15 protein-coding genes are annotated in these 16,152 nt (G+C 43.4%); 10 read left to right on the plus strand and 5 right to left on the minus strand.

The window, feature by feature from the left end; translation table 11 throughout:
• From V7O62_RS02980 to V7O62_RS02990, 3 genes are read right to left on the minus strand one after another with little or no spacing between them, the layout of a single operon-like run.
• On the minus strand, positions 1 to 1,608 hold the full coding sequence (locus tag V7O62_RS02980) for a BatD family protein (protein ID WP_406657534.1): 1,608 nt from the start codon (positions 1,606 to 1,608) through the stop codon (positions 1 to 3).
• Positions 1,609 to 1,651: 43 nt separating this feature from the next.
• Positions 1,652 to 2,155 (minus strand): hypothetical protein, encoded by a 504-nt coding sequence (locus V7O62_RS02985; RefSeq protein ID WP_406657535.1) that lies wholly within the window; start codon positions 2,153 to 2,155, stop codon positions 1,652 to 1,654.
• A 12-nt stretch (positions 2,156 to 2,167) separates the two neighbouring features.
• A complete protein-coding gene (locus tag V7O62_RS02990) occupies positions 2,168 to 2,911 on the minus strand; it encodes an RAD55 family ATPase (protein WP_406657536.1) in 744 nt (247 codons plus the stop codon).
• A 154-nt stretch (positions 2,912 to 3,065) separates the two neighbouring features.
• Between V7O62_RS02990 and V7O62_RS02995 the strand changes: the two genes are divergently transcribed.
• Together V7O62_RS02995 and V7O62_RS03000 are read left to right on the plus strand one after the other, a co-directional pair.
• On the plus strand, positions 3,066 to 3,806 hold the full coding sequence (locus V7O62_RS02995; RefSeq protein ID WP_406657537.1) for a Nif3-like dinuclear metal center hexameric protein: 741 nt from the start codon (positions 3,066 to 3,068) through the stop codon (positions 3,804 to 3,806).
• A gap of 10 nt (positions 3,807 to 3,816) precedes the next feature.
• Positions 3,817 to 3,963 (plus strand): hypothetical protein, encoded by a 147-nt coding sequence (locus V7O62_RS03000; protein WP_406657538.1) that lies wholly within the window; start codon positions 3,817 to 3,819, stop codon positions 3,961 to 3,963.
• A 51-nt stretch (positions 3,964 to 4,014) separates the two neighbouring features.
• Here the strand turns inward: V7O62_RS03000 and V7O62_RS03005 are convergent, their stop codons facing one another.
• Both V7O62_RS03005 and V7O62_RS03010 read right to left on the minus strand, forming a co-directional pair.
• Positions 4,015 to 4,548 carry a tRNA (cytidine(56)-2'-O)-methyltransferase gene (locus tag V7O62_RS03005; RefSeq protein ID WP_406657539.1) on the minus strand — a complete coding sequence of 178 codons (534 nt, stop codon included), beginning with the start codon at positions 4,546 to 4,548 and terminating at the stop codon, positions 4,015 to 4,017.
• A 39-nt stretch (positions 4,549 to 4,587) separates the two neighbouring features.
• The gene (locus V7O62_RS03010) at positions 4,588 to 6,108 is read right to left on the minus strand and encodes an AMP phosphorylase (RefSeq protein WP_406657540.1); all 1,521 of its coding nucleotides are present in this window, start codon (positions 6,106 to 6,108) and stop codon (positions 4,588 to 4,590) included.
• A 153-nt stretch (positions 6,109 to 6,261) separates the two neighbouring features.
• Here V7O62_RS03010 and V7O62_RS03015 point away from each other — a divergent pair, with 153 nt between their 5' ends.
• The 8 genes from V7O62_RS03015 (at position 6,262) to V7O62_RS03050 (ending at position 16,152) form a co-directional block, all read left to right on the plus strand.
• The gene (locus V7O62_RS03015; protein ID WP_406657541.1) at positions 6,262 to 6,714 is read left to right on the plus strand and encodes a nucleoside deaminase; all 453 of its coding nucleotides are present in this window, start codon (positions 6,262 to 6,264) and stop codon (positions 6,712 to 6,714) included.
• A 100-nt stretch (positions 6,715 to 6,814) separates the two neighbouring features.
• Entirely contained in the window at positions 6,815 to 7,999 is a 1,185-nt protein-coding gene (locus V7O62_RS03020; RefSeq protein WP_406657542.1) for a mechanosensitive ion channel domain-containing protein, read from the plus strand.
• Positions 8,000 to 8,096: 97 nt separating this feature from the next.
• Positions 8,097 to 8,939: a prephenate dehydratase gene (pheA, locus tag V7O62_RS03025; protein ID WP_406657543.1), complete on the plus strand. Its 843-nt coding sequence runs from the start codon at positions 8,097 to 8,099 to the stop codon at positions 8,937 to 8,939.
• A gap of 32 nt (positions 8,940 to 8,971) precedes the next feature.
• The gene (locus V7O62_RS03030; RefSeq protein WP_406657544.1) at positions 8,972 to 9,865 is read left to right on the plus strand and encodes a hypothetical protein; all 894 of its coding nucleotides are present in this window, start codon (positions 8,972 to 8,974) and stop codon (positions 9,863 to 9,865) included.
• A 58-nt stretch (positions 9,866 to 9,923) separates the two neighbouring features.
• Positions 9,924 to 10,895 carry an AAA family ATPase gene (locus V7O62_RS03035; protein ID WP_406657545.1) on the plus strand — a complete coding sequence of 324 codons (972 nt, stop codon included), beginning with the start codon at positions 9,924 to 9,926 and terminating at the stop codon, positions 10,893 to 10,895.
• Positions 10,896 to 10,937: 42 nt separating this feature from the next.
• Entirely contained in the window at positions 10,938 to 11,819 is an 882-nt protein-coding gene (locus tag V7O62_RS03040; protein ID WP_406657546.1) for a DUF58 domain-containing protein, read from the plus strand.
• The gene (locus V7O62_RS03045; RefSeq protein WP_406657547.1) at positions 11,819 to 13,687 is read left to right on the plus strand and encodes a BatA domain-containing protein; all 1,869 of its coding nucleotides are present in this window, start codon (positions 11,819 to 11,821) and stop codon (positions 13,685 to 13,687) included. The genes V7O62_RS03040 and V7O62_RS03045 overlap by 1 nt, the downstream gene beginning before the upstream one ends.
• Positions 13,687 to 16,152, plus strand: a complete 2,466-nt coding sequence (locus V7O62_RS03050; RefSeq protein WP_406657548.1) for a VWA domain-containing protein — start codon at positions 13,687 to 13,689, stop codon at positions 16,150 to 16,152. Before V7O62_RS03045 ends, V7O62_RS03050 begins: the two co-directional genes overlap by 1 nt.

Below are 16,152 nucleotides of genomic sequence, written 5' to 3' on the forward strand. Positions count from 1 at the left end.
TTACTGCCTTCTCCTGCGTCCATATACCACATACACACACAGCAGGACAAATATCAGTGTAGTCCCTTCAAAGCCGGGTTGTACCCTCTCTTGATCCTCTGAATATTCGTTGCCATCGGAAGAAGATGGGGATGAAGAACTGCCTGAAGAAGAGGAAGAAGACGTGGAATCAGGGTCATCTGTAAATTCAGCGCTTATTTCCTCAGGTTCTACTACGGAGATCACAGGCATATTGGATATTTTCTCCCCCTTGAAATCTTCAAAGTCTATGAACGTCGAAGTCGTTGCAGGAAGCCTGATATCTCCGGCTTCATTCATTTTGACGACGTAGGAATAACTAAGTGTCTGGCCTTTGGTCAGGATTTCCTTAAAATTCAGGTCCCCACTGACAAAAGCAACAGTATCCGGTAACGTTTCGGAAGCTGTGACACTTACCCTGACAGTGCCCTTATTTGCTATAGCAACATTAACCGTCACCTCGTCACCCGGACTAACAGTCTCCGAACTCACTGTTTTGGTCAGAACAATATTAGGCCCTGTTATTTCAATAGAGGGAGTTTCAGATTTAAAGGTACGTACTTTCCCTTCAGGATCGGTAAAAGTTGCAGTTGCAACCGGCACCTTGAATGTACCTGTTTTTACTGGCTTCATTGTATACTCGAACAGTTTTGCCTTGGTCTCACCGGCAGAAAAGGACACTTTTGCTTCCTGGTTAACACTATCCTGCAATTCCATATCTCCGAGGACAGGATTTGTAACTGTTACTGAGTTAACACCATAGATACCATCATTCCATATGCTTACCGAAACGTGAGCAGTTTCATCCATATATATATCTTCAGTGATAGTCTTTGTAACGATAAGCTCAACAACAGGTTCGATAGCAAGGGTTTTCTTTTCACTGTCAACATTGATTTCATCATTGACATCCAGAGATTTTGTGGTAACAATGATATCCACATCTGTCTCTTCCCAGTACTCAGGTATTTTGAACTTCACAACAATGGGTTCAAGGACTTCATCTTCTTCTATAGAAATAAAGTGATGCTTGAGTTTTCCGGAAGCCAGCTCCATGCCAGCCGGATCTATCTCAACATCCATTTCGAAAGCTTTGGCATCACCTTCATTCTTAATGTCGATTGTTGTCTCAATATACTTATAAGCCATGTCTCTTGGATCATAGGTATCCTCTTCAGTAGTGATCTCTATGTCCATCTCGGGAATTGCCCTTTTATACACTTTTACAGATGCACGAGGATCTTCCATATTTCCTGTCCACTCATCGATATTCAGAGTTACAGAATCAATGAAGACCCTGATATCTTCACCTTTCTCGGTGTCAAGGTGCTTCAGGCTATCTCCTACCTTCAAAGGAGATATGTTTTTTACCTGCCCATTTCTGGAGATGCTGATACTTACAAAGCCATCTGTATTGAAATCCTCAGCTCTGATTGTATAATCATCTAAGGTAAAAGTGTCACCCCAGTAAAGAGTACCACTTTTAGCCGCATCATCATTCCATTCAATATCATCAACAGTGTAAGCTAAGGCGGTAGAGCATAAAAGCGAAATAAGAAATACCAAAAAGATAAAAAGTTTTTTGAGCATATCACGACCTCAAGTATTTTGTTAAAGAATAAGTATACATATATTAGCTTTTTGGAATTAGTTGCTTGAACCCCTCGATTTGTGAAGGCCTGTCAATAGACTTTACTCTGGAAGTAGAACTTGGCAAATCAGTCATGCCAGGTTGCTGGATAGCAACTATCGTATTATCATTAATCATGCGCTGGCTTTGATATCCAGCCTCGATAGTCTTCAGGATATCTTCTGCTGCTGCATTTTCATGTGGATTGTCTGACCTGTTCCTTAGTTTTTCGGCATCTTTCCTTGAAAGACTCGCATTGACGTCTCTTTCTTTTGCTTTGACGCCGTCATCTTTTCCTTTCTTGTAGTTCTCATTCACAAGACTACCGAGACCTGACTCTTTAGAGAGATCCTCAAGCATAGAGTACTGTTCACTGACCCATCCAAGTTCTGAGTGTTTATGGTAGCCTACTTCAAAACCAAGATTATAGGCGCTTTTTGAAAGCTCGTCTATCTCAGATTTAGTTAGCTGTGCCTGTTCCTCTTTCTTTTTGAAGAATCTGACCATTTTTACACATCCTCACTCAAGAAGTTCCTGCACAGACATCCCATTTTCAGTGAAATTGACACTACGCAGATTACAATCATGCTTTGTCCCTCTCATCTTGATAACCTGTATTGCACGTGTCATGGTCTTATCATAGAGGAAATTGTGAAGGAATATGACACCATGGGAAGCAAACTGTTCCGTGGAATATGCCGTCGGATCTGTCATCTCGGAAATAAGTATTGTAGTGCAGCCGAGTTTTTTGAGATTACGTATGAACCGACTCATTTCTTTTTCCTGCAGAGAAGGATCTTTTGTAGTGAACCTGATAGCTGAAACGGAATCTATTACAAGCCTTTTTACCCCGTACTCAGTTACATAAGCTGCAATTTCCTTGAATACCGTTGCAGGGGATGGTGCTTCATGACTTCCGGGAGAATTCTCTACCTCATACCCGGGGGTTACATGGTCGTTAAGATCATCAATAAAACCATAATCCATCCGTGGTCCCAGATCTGCAAAAAGCAATTTGTTCATTTTGACCAAAGGTATGACATTCATTGTATAATTCGACATATCGTCGATTATGTTTTGCGGACTTTCTACCAGACTGACATAAAGCCCTACCTCCCCATGTGTTGCTCCATGCGCAAGATACTGCACACAGAAAGTGGTCTTGCCACTTCCCGGAGGACCACTAACAAGATAAACGCGCTCAGCGAGTAGTCCGCCCTGCACGACTTCATCAAATCCATCAATTCCAGTTCCAATTCTCATGAAGTATCCTCATCGTATTATAATAATATTTATTATATAAATAGTATTCATTTATGAATTAATTTTATCTTATTAATTCTATATATAAATTACCTATATATACCACATATTCGATTGCGACAAATTGAAATCTTTTGAAAATTATCCGTTATTTATGAAGCTTTCAGATGTAGTACTCGCCCTTGAAGAAATAGCACCTCCCGAACTTGCGGAAGATTTCGATATCAGTAAAATAGGGCTTACACTTGACCTTGAAAATGATATACAGAAAATTGCAGTCGCCCTTGATCCTACAAAATACGTATTAAAAAGATCATCCGAGATTGGCGCAGACCTGCTGATCACTCACCATTCACTCATTTTCCATGCTGTAAACCACATAAACAGATCTCTTGCAGACATACTGAAAATTGCACTTGACAGCAATATCTCCCTCTACTCCATGCACACTAATTATGACAAGGCAAAAGACGGTATCAACGATGTACTGGCAAAAAAGATCGGCCTTTCAAATCTACAGGAAACAGAAATTGGCAGAATCGGAACTATAAGTCCCTGCTCGGCCGAAACATTTGCCAATCATGTTTCAAAAAGTCTTGACACTCATGTCTGCTTCACAGGCAAAAAAGAAGAAATCAGTAAAGTCATGGTCTTTGGAGGCAGCGGCTTTAGGGATGAGTATCTGGAAATTGCAAAAAAGAATGGTGTTGATGCTTATGTTTCATCTGAGCTTAAACATGACATCATACGTTCCTGGGAAGACATCCTGCTGGTTGATGCAACGCATTATGCAACAGAGAACCCGGGAATGGAAGAACTTTGCCCAAGACTGGAAGACAGGCTCGGACTGGACGTAGAGTTTATTGACCACAATCCCTTCATAAAAATACTCTAATTAAGGTATCATGTCCGAAGAGAATGACGTAAGCGAAGACGAACTGGAAGAGCTGCTTGAAGAGCAATCAAAACTAAAGGAAAAGCCAAAGCACAGAGGTTACGGTGACTATGAAAGAAGAGGCATCTACAGAGGGCCTGCAATCAAAAAGAAATGATTGGCAGGAACCACGTTCTTGCTGATACTTTTTCTGAAAATTGAATTAAGACTATTCCTGCCTGTTATCTATAACCTTTTTCCCACGCTCGGCTGGCACAATTTTAAGTTCACCATCATTGAACTCCTTTTTCAGAGGATCTGTGGCTGCTATCCGGTCCAGGGTGACAGCAACAGCGGCTACCTCGGAATGAGGCTGGTTCCCGACAGCAACGTTCCAGTCCGCAAGCTCATATATCTCAAAAGGAACCTTTTCGGCACCCACAACGATCATCAGGTTTTCGCATTCGCTTATGTCCGAAACCGCATCCGGCAGGTTTACTCCGTACATGGACAGGTGACATACTTTTCCTCCCTCTTCCTTCCATTTTCGGATCTCTGTCTTCCAGTTAACGTTATTCCTGACATAGAAATCCCCGCCCCACCTTTTTCCAACATCACATATATTGTCTGTAAGCTTCGGGTCGTCAGATGCCAGTAACATACCCTCCGCACCAAAGGCTCTGGCAGTGAGACCCACATGGGTAGTAATCCTTTTGTCACGCACCGGACGATGGCCAAGCCTTAAAATGACTATTCTTTTCATTTACACACCTGATTCTAAAAATTCAAAATAAGGAAATTATTAGATTTCCCTCAGGTCTGCCACTTTTTCAATAAGCATTCCCTCTACGAATATTGGAGGATACTCCCTGCAATACTTAACAGCTTCTTCGAGTTTTTCCTTCTTCTCAGCATAAATAGTTAGCACAGACTGGTCCTTTTCTACAAGTTCACCACGCTTTTTGTGTATCAGGACTCCTGAACCCTTATCGTTAGGTGCGCCGGCAAACCTTGCAGCCTGTACAATGCGCTTATTATAGAACTCAATAACATAACCATTTGCAGGAGCCTTGATTTCTGCAGTGAATTCACCTAGTGCAATATCCTTATAAGTGACATCGGGATTACCTCCCTGAATCTCAATAATTTCCTTCATCTTTGCAAGAGCTTTACCGTTTTTCAGGGTTTCAAGGGCAAGATCTCTTCCCTGTCCTCTGGAAGCGGCACCACCCATCTCAAGCAGCATTCCTGCAAGGATTACACTTTTTTCAATGAGGCTGTTAGGACCTTCCATGGTTTCAAGGACCTTCAAAGCTTCAATAACTTCCAGCGCCGGACCCACTGTCCTGCCTACCGGGGACGAACCATAAGTAAGAGCACAGTCCACATCCATACCAAGACGCTCTCCAAGGTTTATAAGGTCCCTCGCAAGTTTCCTGCCAGCCTTAACGTCAGGTATTTTTGTACCTGAACCCGTGGGAATATCCATTACAACTTTCTGGGCACCTACAGCGCCTTTCTTTGCCATAATAGAAGCCAGCAACTGGCAGTGAGGATCAATTGAAAGCGGGTATTCTACTTTAATAAGCTTATCATCTGCCGGTGCTATATTTGTTGCACCGCCCCACACAATAACGCCACCTACCTTCTCGGTCATGTCCTTTATCTGCCGGGCAGAGAATTCCACCGGCGCCAGAATCTCCATGAGATCCGCAGTCCCTCCGGCACCTGTAATTGCACGGGAACTTGTTTTGGGAATGAGCAGGCCATTTGCAGCGACAATAGGTACTATGAGCAGGGAAATTTTATTGCCAGGTACGCCGCCAATGGAATGCTTATCCATGATTGGTGATGTGCTGAACTCTAATCTTTCACCGGTGTCTATCATGGCTCTTGTAAGCCATTCGGTCTCATCCTCTGAAAGGTCTTTAATGTAAGTTGCAGTCAAAAAGGCGGCAAGCTCTATATCACTAAGATTTTCCTCAACGATGTCCCTCACCAGCTCGTTTATCTCATCCCTTTCAAGTTTCATACCGTCCATAACTTTCCTGATGATACGGGCGGATTTAGGTTTCTCTGCAGCTTCAACCTCTACCATCTCTGTCCATTCCCGCTGAAGCTGCTCCTGCACCTCATGGTACAGCCCGATCATGCCGGGAGATATCATGTCTTCTGTAAAGTCAACGATAGCAGTAAGAGTCACATGATCCCTTATCCTGACCCGGTCTCCTTCATAGACTCCCAGCTCTTTTGCATCGATGGTGTTCATAACCACTTTATACTTGCCGACTTTGATATCAATTGGCTGTACTTTCAACTGCATTTTTTACACCTTTTAATCTTATACTGTCAAGCGCACTATTGAATAAATAGGTTTATGGTAAATTCCGGCAAGATTTGCTTTTAAGAAGATCAGGGTTTGCTTACCACTTCACTTAAAAATAATCAGTAAGGATACCTATCTATGAATTTTTTCATGCAAACATCTATTGATGAAGCTCGACATGGAATTATACACAACCACGGGGGACCCTTTGGCGCTGTAATAGTAAAAGACGGAGAGATAATTGCCAGAGCTCACAACCAGGTTTTAAAAACAAATGATCCAACGGCTCACGCAGAAGTACTTGCCATCAGGCAGGCTTCAGCTGCTCTCGGGAAATTCGACCTTTCCGAGTGCGAAATATACACCACATCCCAACCCTGTCCTATGTGCCTTGCGGCTATTTTCTGGGCAAGGATAAAAACAGTTTATTATGGTTCCGATAAAGAAGATGTAGCAAAAATCGGGTTTGATGACAGCCGTTTTTACGATCTGATGTACGAAAGTACATTTGAGCATGAGCTCAAGGTTGTAAACCTTGACAGGGAAGCATCCCTTGAGCTGCTGGATCTATGGGCAAAAAAGCCTGACAAAAAACTGTATTAAATCGAACTGGTGTCGTTACAAGATAATTTTATAATATTAAAAACACCTATTTATTGTAATAATTCAACGGTCTTTTTAGAGAACAACGGTGGCTTAAAAAATGGTACTTGAGGATTTTACGGCAAGCATAATATCACTTATCGTAACCCTTTTGGTGGTACTGATCCTTACTTATCTTTTCCGGAAAAAGTCACTTTTTTCCAGAGAGAAAATAATACAACAAGTAATAGTTTTCATTGTACTTGTTTTCGGCTTGGTCCTGACTATTTTGGCCCTTCCCATCAGCACTGAAGACAAGAATATAATCCTGACATTTGTTGGTATTATTATCGGTGCAGCGATAACCTTTGCCTCCACCACCTTTATTGTCAATGCTATGGCAGGTGTCATGCTCAGGCTCATCAATCCCTTTGAACTCGGGGATTTCATCAAAATAGACGGCACTTTCGGAAGGGTCACAGAGATTAATTTCCTGCACACGCAAGTTCAATCTGTTGACAGGGATCTTATTACGGTACCAAATAAGACACTTGTATCATTCCCCCTCAAGACCATACGCTCCTCCGGGACAATCATCACAACCAACGTTTCACTTGGTTACAATATTCCTCGCAAGAATATCGAAAAAAATCTCTTGCTAGCAGCAGAGAAGACCGGCCTGGAAAACCCCTTTGTGCATGTCATGGAGCTTGGTGACTTTTCCATTAAGTATAAGGTAGGAGGACTGCTCAAGGATATTGAAAGCATCATTACTGCAAAGTCTGATTTCAAGAAAAATGTGATTGATTCCTTGCATGAAAACGGGATAGAGATAGTTTCTCCGACTTTCATGAACCAGCGGGTATTCAGTCAGGAATATGTATGCCTTCCACCGGAAGAGAAAGAAGAGATATCCGAAAAACAGGAAACTCCTGAGGTTAAAACCGAGGAGATCATATTTGATAAAGCAATCGAAGCACGAAACCTGGACCAGATATACAAATCCGTTGAACAATTCCCGGAACGAAGAAAGACTCTTGAAGAGAAATTCAAAGAACTGCCTGATGAAAATATCAGGGAAAAAATAAAGGTAAAACTTGGACTTCTTGCCCAACTGGAAGAGGAATTGAAACCTGCCATAGCAGACCTTAAGAAAGGACCGGATATTACAACTGACATGGATGAAAAGGACAGGGAAATCATTATTAATACTATAAGGGATATCGAAGCAAAAAGCACTGAAGTGGATAGTAGTCTGAAGATGCTTGAAGATCAGGTTGAAAGGCTTCTTACAGGACAAAAATGAAACTGCAGGCTTTACTCGCATTGCAAAAGTCATCATATGATAAAAATGTCACAAGCGGACAGAAAATACTTTAAATTTAACAAGCTTACTCCTCAGGATGATAATTGCTGTTCTTGGGCCCAAGGGGTCTTATACTGAAAAAGCTGCCATTAAATGGCTTGCTGAAAATAGCAGTGAAGATAACTATAGCATCGAATACTGTAATGATATACAGGATGTTTTCTCCTCTCTTACATCAGGTTCTGTGGATGTAGGGATAACTCCTGTGGAAAACTCCATCGAGGGTTCCGTAGGGGTCACACTGGATATGCTTCTTGAATCAGAGCTTTCCATCATCGGGGAAACCGTAGTAACCATCGAGCACTGCTTACTTTCCAAGGGCAAGAAAGAAGATATCAGGATTATTCTCTCACATCCCCAGGGACTTGCACAGTGCAGGCAATTCCTTAAAGATCATTTCAAAGATGCGGAATTGAGGACCACAGGAAGTACTTCCCATGCCGCAAGACTTGCCACCGAATTTTCAGAAATGGCTGCAATAGCCTCCCGGGAATCGGCACAAATGTATGACCTCAACATACTCATTCCCAATATACAGGATCGGGAACAGAATCATACGCGTTTTCTTATTATGACGAAGCCAGGAGATATGTCTGAATGCAAAAGACACCCCTGCAAGACATCAATTATAGTTTATCTGGACCGTGACCGACCCGGTGCCCTTTATGAAATACTTGGAGAATTCGCCTCCAGAAACATCAACCTTTCCAGGATAGAATCCAGGCCTTCAAAGCGTGCACTTGGGGATTATGTGTTCTATATCGACTTCGAAGGACATATAAGTGATGAAATTATAAAAGATGCCATATACAATATAGAGTCAAAAGTCGGAATGTTGAAAGTGCTTGGATCATATCCGATGTACGGTCAAATTGAATAAAAAGCTTCTAATCACATCTAACCGGTGCAGCAATGGATGTCAGAGAATTTGTCAGGAAACAGGAATCAGCACTGAAAAAATATCGCAGGATCTACAAACTGCTGGATTTCACTGCGATATTGATCATCCTATATACTCTTATGGTCGTGCTGAGCGTTGACAAAATATTCCCAATTATTGACAGTTTAGAGTTACGCACAGGTACCAGCTACAACCTGGCAGGCATTAACATCCCCTTTGAAAATGTGGCAATGTTCTTAATTGCAGCATTTATGTCACTGATAATGACCCTGCTTTTGCATATCAGGGACAAAAAGACATCTGCAATCATGCAGATCGAGGAAAAGCACCCAAACCTGCAGGAAAGACTGCGTACTGCGTATGACAACAGCAATGTTGATAATTTAATTGTCAATGACTTGCTTGAAATGGTATCATCAAACCTGGCAAAAGTAAAGTCTTCCGAGTTCTTGAAAAGAAAAAGAATAACTTTTGGGCTAATGTTGATACTGACTTCTGTTTCGGTTCTGACTTTTATTACTGTGAACGATATTCATACTGATACTACCCCTGAAGACTGGCAGAGCATGATAGATACATTTCTGCCCCCGGAAGAAGAAGATCCTGATGATCTTGTCATAATAGATGAAGGTGAGGGAGACCAGGAAGGAGATTCAGGTAACGAAGACCTGACCGGGGAACCTGCTGTTGTGGTTGTGGACGGGAAAGAAGTCGACCTTTCATTACCTCCCGGGACAGGGACAGGCTTCCAGGCAAATGAAGAAGCTGAAGAAATAATAGAGGAGTTTGAGGATTCGCCCGGAGGACCACCCGAAGCAACACCCGGCGGGACATACTACGAAGAACTTCCGGACGGCTATGAAAGTGTGATTAAATCGTATTTCGAGCAACTTGCTGAAGAATAGAATGTTTACGTTAATCATTAATGCATAATTTCGAGGACTAAGATAAAGGAGAGAACAAATGGCTAGTGACCTGAATTCGAGGGATATTACGCAGACATACAAAGTTGCGGGAGATATGTTTGCTACTCTTTTTAATGAGATTGGAAAGGTAGTTGTCGGCCAGGACGATACGGTAGAACAGATAGTCATAGCAGTACTTTGCAACGGACATGCACTTGTAGAGAGTAATCCGGGACTTGGAAAGACCCTGACTATTTCTACGATATCAAAGGCAATGGACTTAAACTTCAGCAGGATACAATGTACTCCTGACCTTATGCCTGCAGATATCACGGGAACCCACATCATAGAAGAAAGCGACGGACACAAGCAGTTCAAGTTCGAGCCCGGACCCATTTTTGCAAATATCGTGCTTGCCGATGAGATCAACCGTGCATCACCAAAAACACAGTCTGCCCTGCTTGAGGCCATGCAGGAAAAGCAGATTACCGTAGGAAATGATACTTTCCTGCTTGAACAGCCATTCTTTATTCTTGCAACACAGAATCCGATTGAGATGGAAGGTACCTTCCCGCTTCCTGAGGCACAACTTGACAGGTTCCTGCTCAAGATACTCGTAGACTATCCCAAATACGAAGACGAAATAGAGATCGTGAACCGCTATACCCGCTCTGTGATGCCTACTGTTGGCAAGGTAGTCAACAAGAACACACTTCTAGACCTGCAGAGGCTTACAAGAGACATGCCTGTTGCAGATGATATCAAGAACCGCGCTATTAAGATAGTCATGACCACACGTATCAAAAACGAGTTCATTGAGTACGGTGCATCTCCCAGGGCATCTATCGGCCTGATTCTTGCCGCAAAGGCACGGGCACTAATCAAGGGAAGGAACTTTGTCAGCAACGAGGATATCGATGCAATGGCCTATCCGGTCTTAAGACACAGGATGATACTTACCTTCGAATCCGAGAGGAAGGGAATCACCACGGATCAGGTAATCAGGAATATCCTTGAGAAAACGAAGTAAGTAAGCGGCCAGAACGGAACAGGTTAATCCGAGAAGCAGGCAATGAACAATAAAAAACATACCATCGACGTCGATTTCTTCAGGCAGCTTGACCGCTTTACCTTCATGGTAAGGAAAAAGGTATCTACCGCATATGCCGGCAGCAGGCGATCAATCCATAGTGGCAGGGGACTTGATACGGTCGGTTACAGGGAGTACAATCAGGGTGATGAACTCAAATCCATAGACTGGAAGGCCTATGCAAGATCAGAAAAACTCTACGTACGCCAGTTCGAAGAGGACAAATCCCTTACTACCCACATTTTACTGGATGCCAGCAATAGTATGGACTATGCAAGTGAAGATACCACCAAGTTTGAATACGCTACTATGCTTGCGGCAGGCTTTGCATACCTGGTAACAAAGGATAATGACAAGTTTGCAATCTCGACTTTCTCTGACGAGATAAATATCTCGAAGGCCAGAAGAGGAAGAAAGTACCTCCTGCAAACAATCGAACGACTTGAAAGCCTGAATCTCGGGGGAAAGACCGGGATTGATGAGATAACCACCCAATACGGAAAAGCCATCAAATCAAGATCCCTTATCATAATTATCTCTGATTTTCTTGATGACTTCACAGCAATAGAGTCTGCTATCAATCGTTTTTCATATCACGACCTTATCCTTGTACAGGTGCTTGACCCGACAGAAAGAAACTTGAAAGTACATGGTCACAGCAAGCTGATAGATCTTGAAACTCAGGTTAACCTTGATACTTATATCAGCGATTCGTTCAAGGAAGAGTATCAGGACCAATTGGAAGCACACATTAACAAAATAAGTGATGCATGCAGCAGGGCCGGAGCCGAGTTCTACACGTTCACATCCGACATACCGATCTTCGATGCATTCCTTAACACTATCAGCAGGAGGAGATGGTAATGCCCTTTGAGACTCCTCTTGCACTTATCGCCCTTTTAAGCGTAATTCCCCTGATAATTCTTTACCTGCTTCGCCCGAAACCATTGCAGGTGATGGTTCCTTCACTGATGTTCTTGATGAAGGTACAGGAAGAGAAAAAACGTTTCTACACTTCCATTACCAAACTTATCAAGGACCCTCTTTTCCTGATCCAGTTGCTTGTGTTGATATTGCTTGCCCTGGCAGCGGCAGCACCATTTATAGAGACACAGGAACCCCTGAGCGGAGAACACACAGTCATCATAATAGACTCTTCCGCAAGCATGCAGACCGATGATCGCTTTGATGATGCGATCTCAAAGGCAAGGGATTATGTGAGTAAAACTAATAGCATAGTACTCGCCGGGAATATCCCTGTAACCATGCTGGAGCGAGGAGGGTCGGATGCTGCTTACCAGACACTTAACTCATTGGAACAAGGAGCGACAGTTGCAGACATTTCCAGTGCAGTTTCCACAGGCATGAGAATGCTATCAGATGAAGGTGGCAGGATAATAGTAATCTCTGATTTCACCAGCTGGGATGGGGACGATCCTGTCAATGCCAAGACTCTGGCGCAGTCCTATGGTCTTGATGTCGAATACGTCCTTGTTGGTACGACCACTGACAATGTCGGTGTAATACAGGGAGATGTTGAAGCGGTTGACGGAAGCTATTCCTACACAGGTGTCGTGAAGAATTACAAGAACAGCAGGGAAATGGTGGAACTGAAGATTAGCACCGGTGATAAAACTACAACCCAGAAATTGAATATACCTGCCAAATCCACACAGCAGTTCCTTGTCAATAATCTTGCAAAGGGCATCACAGAGGTCACGATCTCAGAACCTGATAGTCTCATGGTGGATAATACTGCCTATATTTCCATACCAAAGGTTTCGACAAAACAGATACTTGTAGTATCAGACGCAGAAAAACTTCCCTCCTACACGGCTCTGTCACTTATGCCCAATGTCAACACAAAACTCATTGAAGGAGTGCCTGCTGACCTATCACCATACAGTGTAGTTGTCATCGCAAACAAGGAAAAGACACTTTCTTCCAGCGAGATCGAAAACCTGAACAGCTTTATCAGAGGCGGCGGAGAGGTTGTCTTTGTAGCAAGCGATGCCCTGTCAGAAGAGAATGCCGGAACAGAACTACAAGCTCTTTTACCTGTCAGGACGGGCGGCGTGGATGAAACAAATGATGGGACTACACTGGAAGTTGTACAGGAAACAAGGCTTAGTGAGGATATCAAGTTTGATGAGGTTGCTGTTTTTAAGTATCTCAATGCGACAGAAAGACGTGGTGCAACCACTCTTGTCAACACGACCGAAGGAACACCGATGCTCACATACGGAACAATCGGTGATGGTACCGTAGTCTATCTGGGACTTAATGACGCCCTTGGAGAGGATGCGTGGAACAACTTCCATAATCTGCCGGAGTATCCTGTTTTCTGGTTTAAGCTTGCAGGCTGGCTGGGCGGTACAGGAAGCATCTCTGACTATAACCTGAAGACAGGATCGATATCTGCGCTTGCAAATACACAGGATATCGAGACTCCTAGTGGTACTGAAACTGTCAACAGGGTTCTCTACGACGAGGTCGGAATCTACACTGTTGCCGGCAAGCAAATAGCAGTCAACGTTTACAATGACAGGGAATCCGACACAACCCTCGAAGGAAAAGAGCTTGTCGAGCGTGCTGAAGCAGAGAGTGAAACCAATATTGTGCGTGCGGATACATACACTGCAAAGAATTACCTTGACACATACATGATAATCATAGTTTTCCTGCTTATCCTGCTTGAACTATATATTATCAAAAAGCGGGGTGAATTGTAATGGCAATCATTAACCTCGAAAATCCCGAGATTCTCTGGCTCATTGTTCCTGTTATTATTGGTGGCATCTACCTGTTGAAGAAATCCACTAAAAAGAGCCTGATAATCTCCAGGATAATAATTGCTATCTTGCTGGTGATTGCACTTGCATCACCTTATACACTGGATCCAAGGGTAAGCTCGGATGAGAATCCCGATATTGTCCTGATATCCGATGAGACTGCCAGTATGGAACTCTTTGGCAAAGAGACATCAACTAACCTCTACGAATCCCTGACTGCAAAGACACCTACGACACTTGTGCAGCTCACAGGAGAGAAGACAGCCCTTGGGGATGCTATCATGCAATATGCCAGGGGCGACAACCAGATAGTCTTGGTTACCGATGGTAACAACAATCAGGGAGCAGAACTTGAGGAAGCCCTGCAGTTTGCAGAAGATGTTGGGACCACTGTTTACTATGTGCAGCCGGAACTGGAAAAAAATGACCTGAGCGCACAGATAATAGGGGACAAAACGGTTATCGTGAACAACGAAAACCAGTTTGATATCGAAGTTACCCAGGCAGGCGATGAGAAGGTAAGCTACAGCTATGAACTCTACAGCGATGACGAACTGATAAGAAGCGGTAATGGTGAGATAGATGAAAATGACAGAAATGACACTATACCGGTATCTCAGGTAAAATTCTCAAGTCTGGGAGAACACACACTGAAGCTGGTAGTCACTCCATCAGACTCTGACATGGACCCCATCAACAACGAGTTCTATAAGAGCATCTATGTAATTCCGAAGCCAAAGATACAGGCAGTGGGACTTGAAACAGACTCACCCCTAGCTTATACACTCTATAAGCTTTACGATGTCTCTACGTCGGATGATTTTTCAAATCTTGACGGTACAAAAGCTATTGTGATTGATAATGTATACTCAAATTCATTCTCCGGAACTGACGTTGATGAATTGAAAGAATACCTCAGCGACGGACGAGGAATTGTTGTTGTGGGAGGAGAACGCTCCTACAACTTCGGGAACTACCTTGACTCGGACATAGAAGAGATACTGCCTGTGATATCCAAACCTACTGATTATAGTGGAGGAAGGAATGTTGTGCTTGTACTTGACGTATCTCATAGTACAGCTGCACACGGGACACTGGGAGATATCCTTGGAAATGCCATACACATTCTTGAAAACGAGAATCTAAGGGATGCTTACCTTGGAGTGATAGCATTTGGAAGTGAGGGACTGGACGTTTCCAACGGCCTGGTCTACCTTGGAAGCTCATCTAATGTTGATTCACTAAAAGAAAGCATAGAAACGCTGGGACCCACAGCAAGCAGTGAAACATCACTTAACGAAGGGCTTTTGATTGCAGAGGAATGGCTCCAGAACGAAGCAGGAGAACTTGATATAATTATCATATCTGACGGCGGCATAGAACAGTCATATGATGAAAGTCTTGAGTTAGCCAGCAATATACAGGGCAACGGCGTGGACATGTATTATGTGCACATTCAATCCAGTGCTCCCTCTCAGCGGGATGAGTTTGGAGCTGCCTATGCTGAAAAGCTGATGGATGAGATAGGAGGAACATACTTCCACATTGCAATGGGAGAACGTGCAAACATTGTCTTTGACGAATTGCAGGAAACTCCTGAAACAGACAACGGTACACAATTAAGCTCTTATCCGCTCATCGAACTCAACACCAAGCATTTCATCACAAGGGATGTTGATCTTGATGCCAACATTACCGGTTTCAACGATGTCACACCCAAAGCAGGCGCCGACCGCCTGGTCATTACCAGTACCGGCAAGCCTGTACTCACAACCTGGAGATATGGACTTGGCAGGGTTGCCTCCCTCACAACTGATAACGGTGAAGGCGGAGATGCCAGGTGGGCCACCCAGCTTTATACAGGGAATAACTCAAAACTAATTTCCTCTACTGTTAACTGGGTCATCGGTAATCCCAGAGAAGAAACAGGTGCTGTTGTAGAAGCTCCCGATGGATGGTTCGGAACTCCTGTTGAGATCGAGCTTACAATGTACGACGAAGGTATCCCCATCCTTAAGCTTGATGGTGATGACGTGCCCCTGTCACTTACAGGTGACAACGTTTATGAAGCAGTTGTAGAGCCTGCCACCATCGGCGTGCATGACCTGTCAGGATATCCTATTGCAGTTAACTATGCCCTTGAATACCGTGATGTCGGGCTTAATGAGGAACTACCAAAGCTAATCAAGCAATATGGTGGGAAAACCTATACCGAGGAAAGTGAAGCAAGAGCACTCCTGCTTGAGGATGCCAGGGAAAATTCCCAGAAACTGGTCCGTGAGACTGTAAATCAGAAAATATACTTCCTACTTGCAGCTCTTATAATCTTCCTCGGGGAAGTAATACTCAGAAGGCTAAAGGAAATTCAGGAAATGAAGAAACTGCAGAGTCAGATACAGGAATGA

The organism is Methanolobus sp. ZRKC2 (assembly GCF_045291185.1).
Taxonomy (GTDB): Archaea; Halobacteriota; Methanosarcinia; order Methanosarcinales; family Methanosarcinaceae; genus Methanolobus.

What these genes read in the sequence shown, in the direction of transcription:
- V7O62_RS02980 (WP_406657534.1), bottom strand. Translation starts at nt 1,608, where the DNA reads ATGCTCAAAAAACTTTTTATCTTTTTGGTATTTCTTATTTCGCTTTTA.
- V7O62_RS02985 (WP_406657535.1), bottom strand. Translation starts at nt 2,155, where the DNA reads ATGGTCAGATTCTTCAAAAAGAAAGAGGAACAGGCACAGCTAACTAAA.
- V7O62_RS02990 (WP_406657536.1), bottom strand. Translation starts at nt 2,911, where the DNA reads ATGAGAATTGGAACTGGAATTGATGGATTTGATGAAGTCGTGCAGGGC.
- V7O62_RS02995 (WP_406657537.1), top strand. Translation starts at nt 3,066, where the DNA reads ATGAAGCTTTCAGATGTAGTACTCGCCCTTGAAGAAATAGCACCTCCC.
- V7O62_RS03000 (WP_406657538.1), top strand. Translation starts at nt 3,817, where the DNA reads ATGTCCGAAGAGAATGACGTAAGCGAAGACGAACTGGAAGAGCTGCTT.
- V7O62_RS03005 (WP_406657539.1), bottom strand. Translation starts at nt 4,548, where the DNA reads ATGAAAAGAATAGTCATTTTAAGGCTTGGCCATCGTCCGGTGCGTGAC.
- V7O62_RS03010 (WP_406657540.1), bottom strand. Translation starts at nt 6,108, where the DNA reads ATGCAGTTGAAAGTACAGCCAATTGATATCAAAGTCGGCAAGTATAAA.
- V7O62_RS03015 (WP_406657541.1), top strand. Translation starts at nt 6,262, where the DNA reads ATGCAAACATCTATTGATGAAGCTCGACATGGAATTATACACAACCAC.
- V7O62_RS03020 (WP_406657542.1), top strand. Translation starts at nt 6,815, where the DNA reads ATGGTACTTGAGGATTTTACGGCAAGCATAATATCACTTATCGTAACC.
- pheA (WP_406657543.1), top strand. Translation starts at nt 8,097, where the DNA reads ATGATAATTGCTGTTCTTGGGCCCAAGGGGTCTTATACTGAAAAAGCT.
- V7O62_RS03030 (WP_406657544.1), top strand. Translation starts at nt 8,972, where the DNA reads ATGGATGTCAGAGAATTTGTCAGGAAACAGGAATCAGCACTGAAAAAA.
- V7O62_RS03035 (WP_406657545.1), top strand. Translation starts at nt 9,924, where the DNA reads ATGGCTAGTGACCTGAATTCGAGGGATATTACGCAGACATACAAAGTT.
- V7O62_RS03040 (WP_406657546.1), top strand. Translation starts at nt 10,938, where the DNA reads ATGAACAATAAAAAACATACCATCGACGTCGATTTCTTCAGGCAGCTT.
- V7O62_RS03045 (WP_406657547.1), top strand. Translation starts at nt 11,819, where the DNA reads ATGCCCTTTGAGACTCCTCTTGCACTTATCGCCCTTTTAAGCGTAATT.
- V7O62_RS03050 (WP_406657548.1), top strand. Translation starts at nt 13,687, where the DNA reads ATGGCAATCATTAACCTCGAAAATCCCGAGATTCTCTGGCTCATTGTT.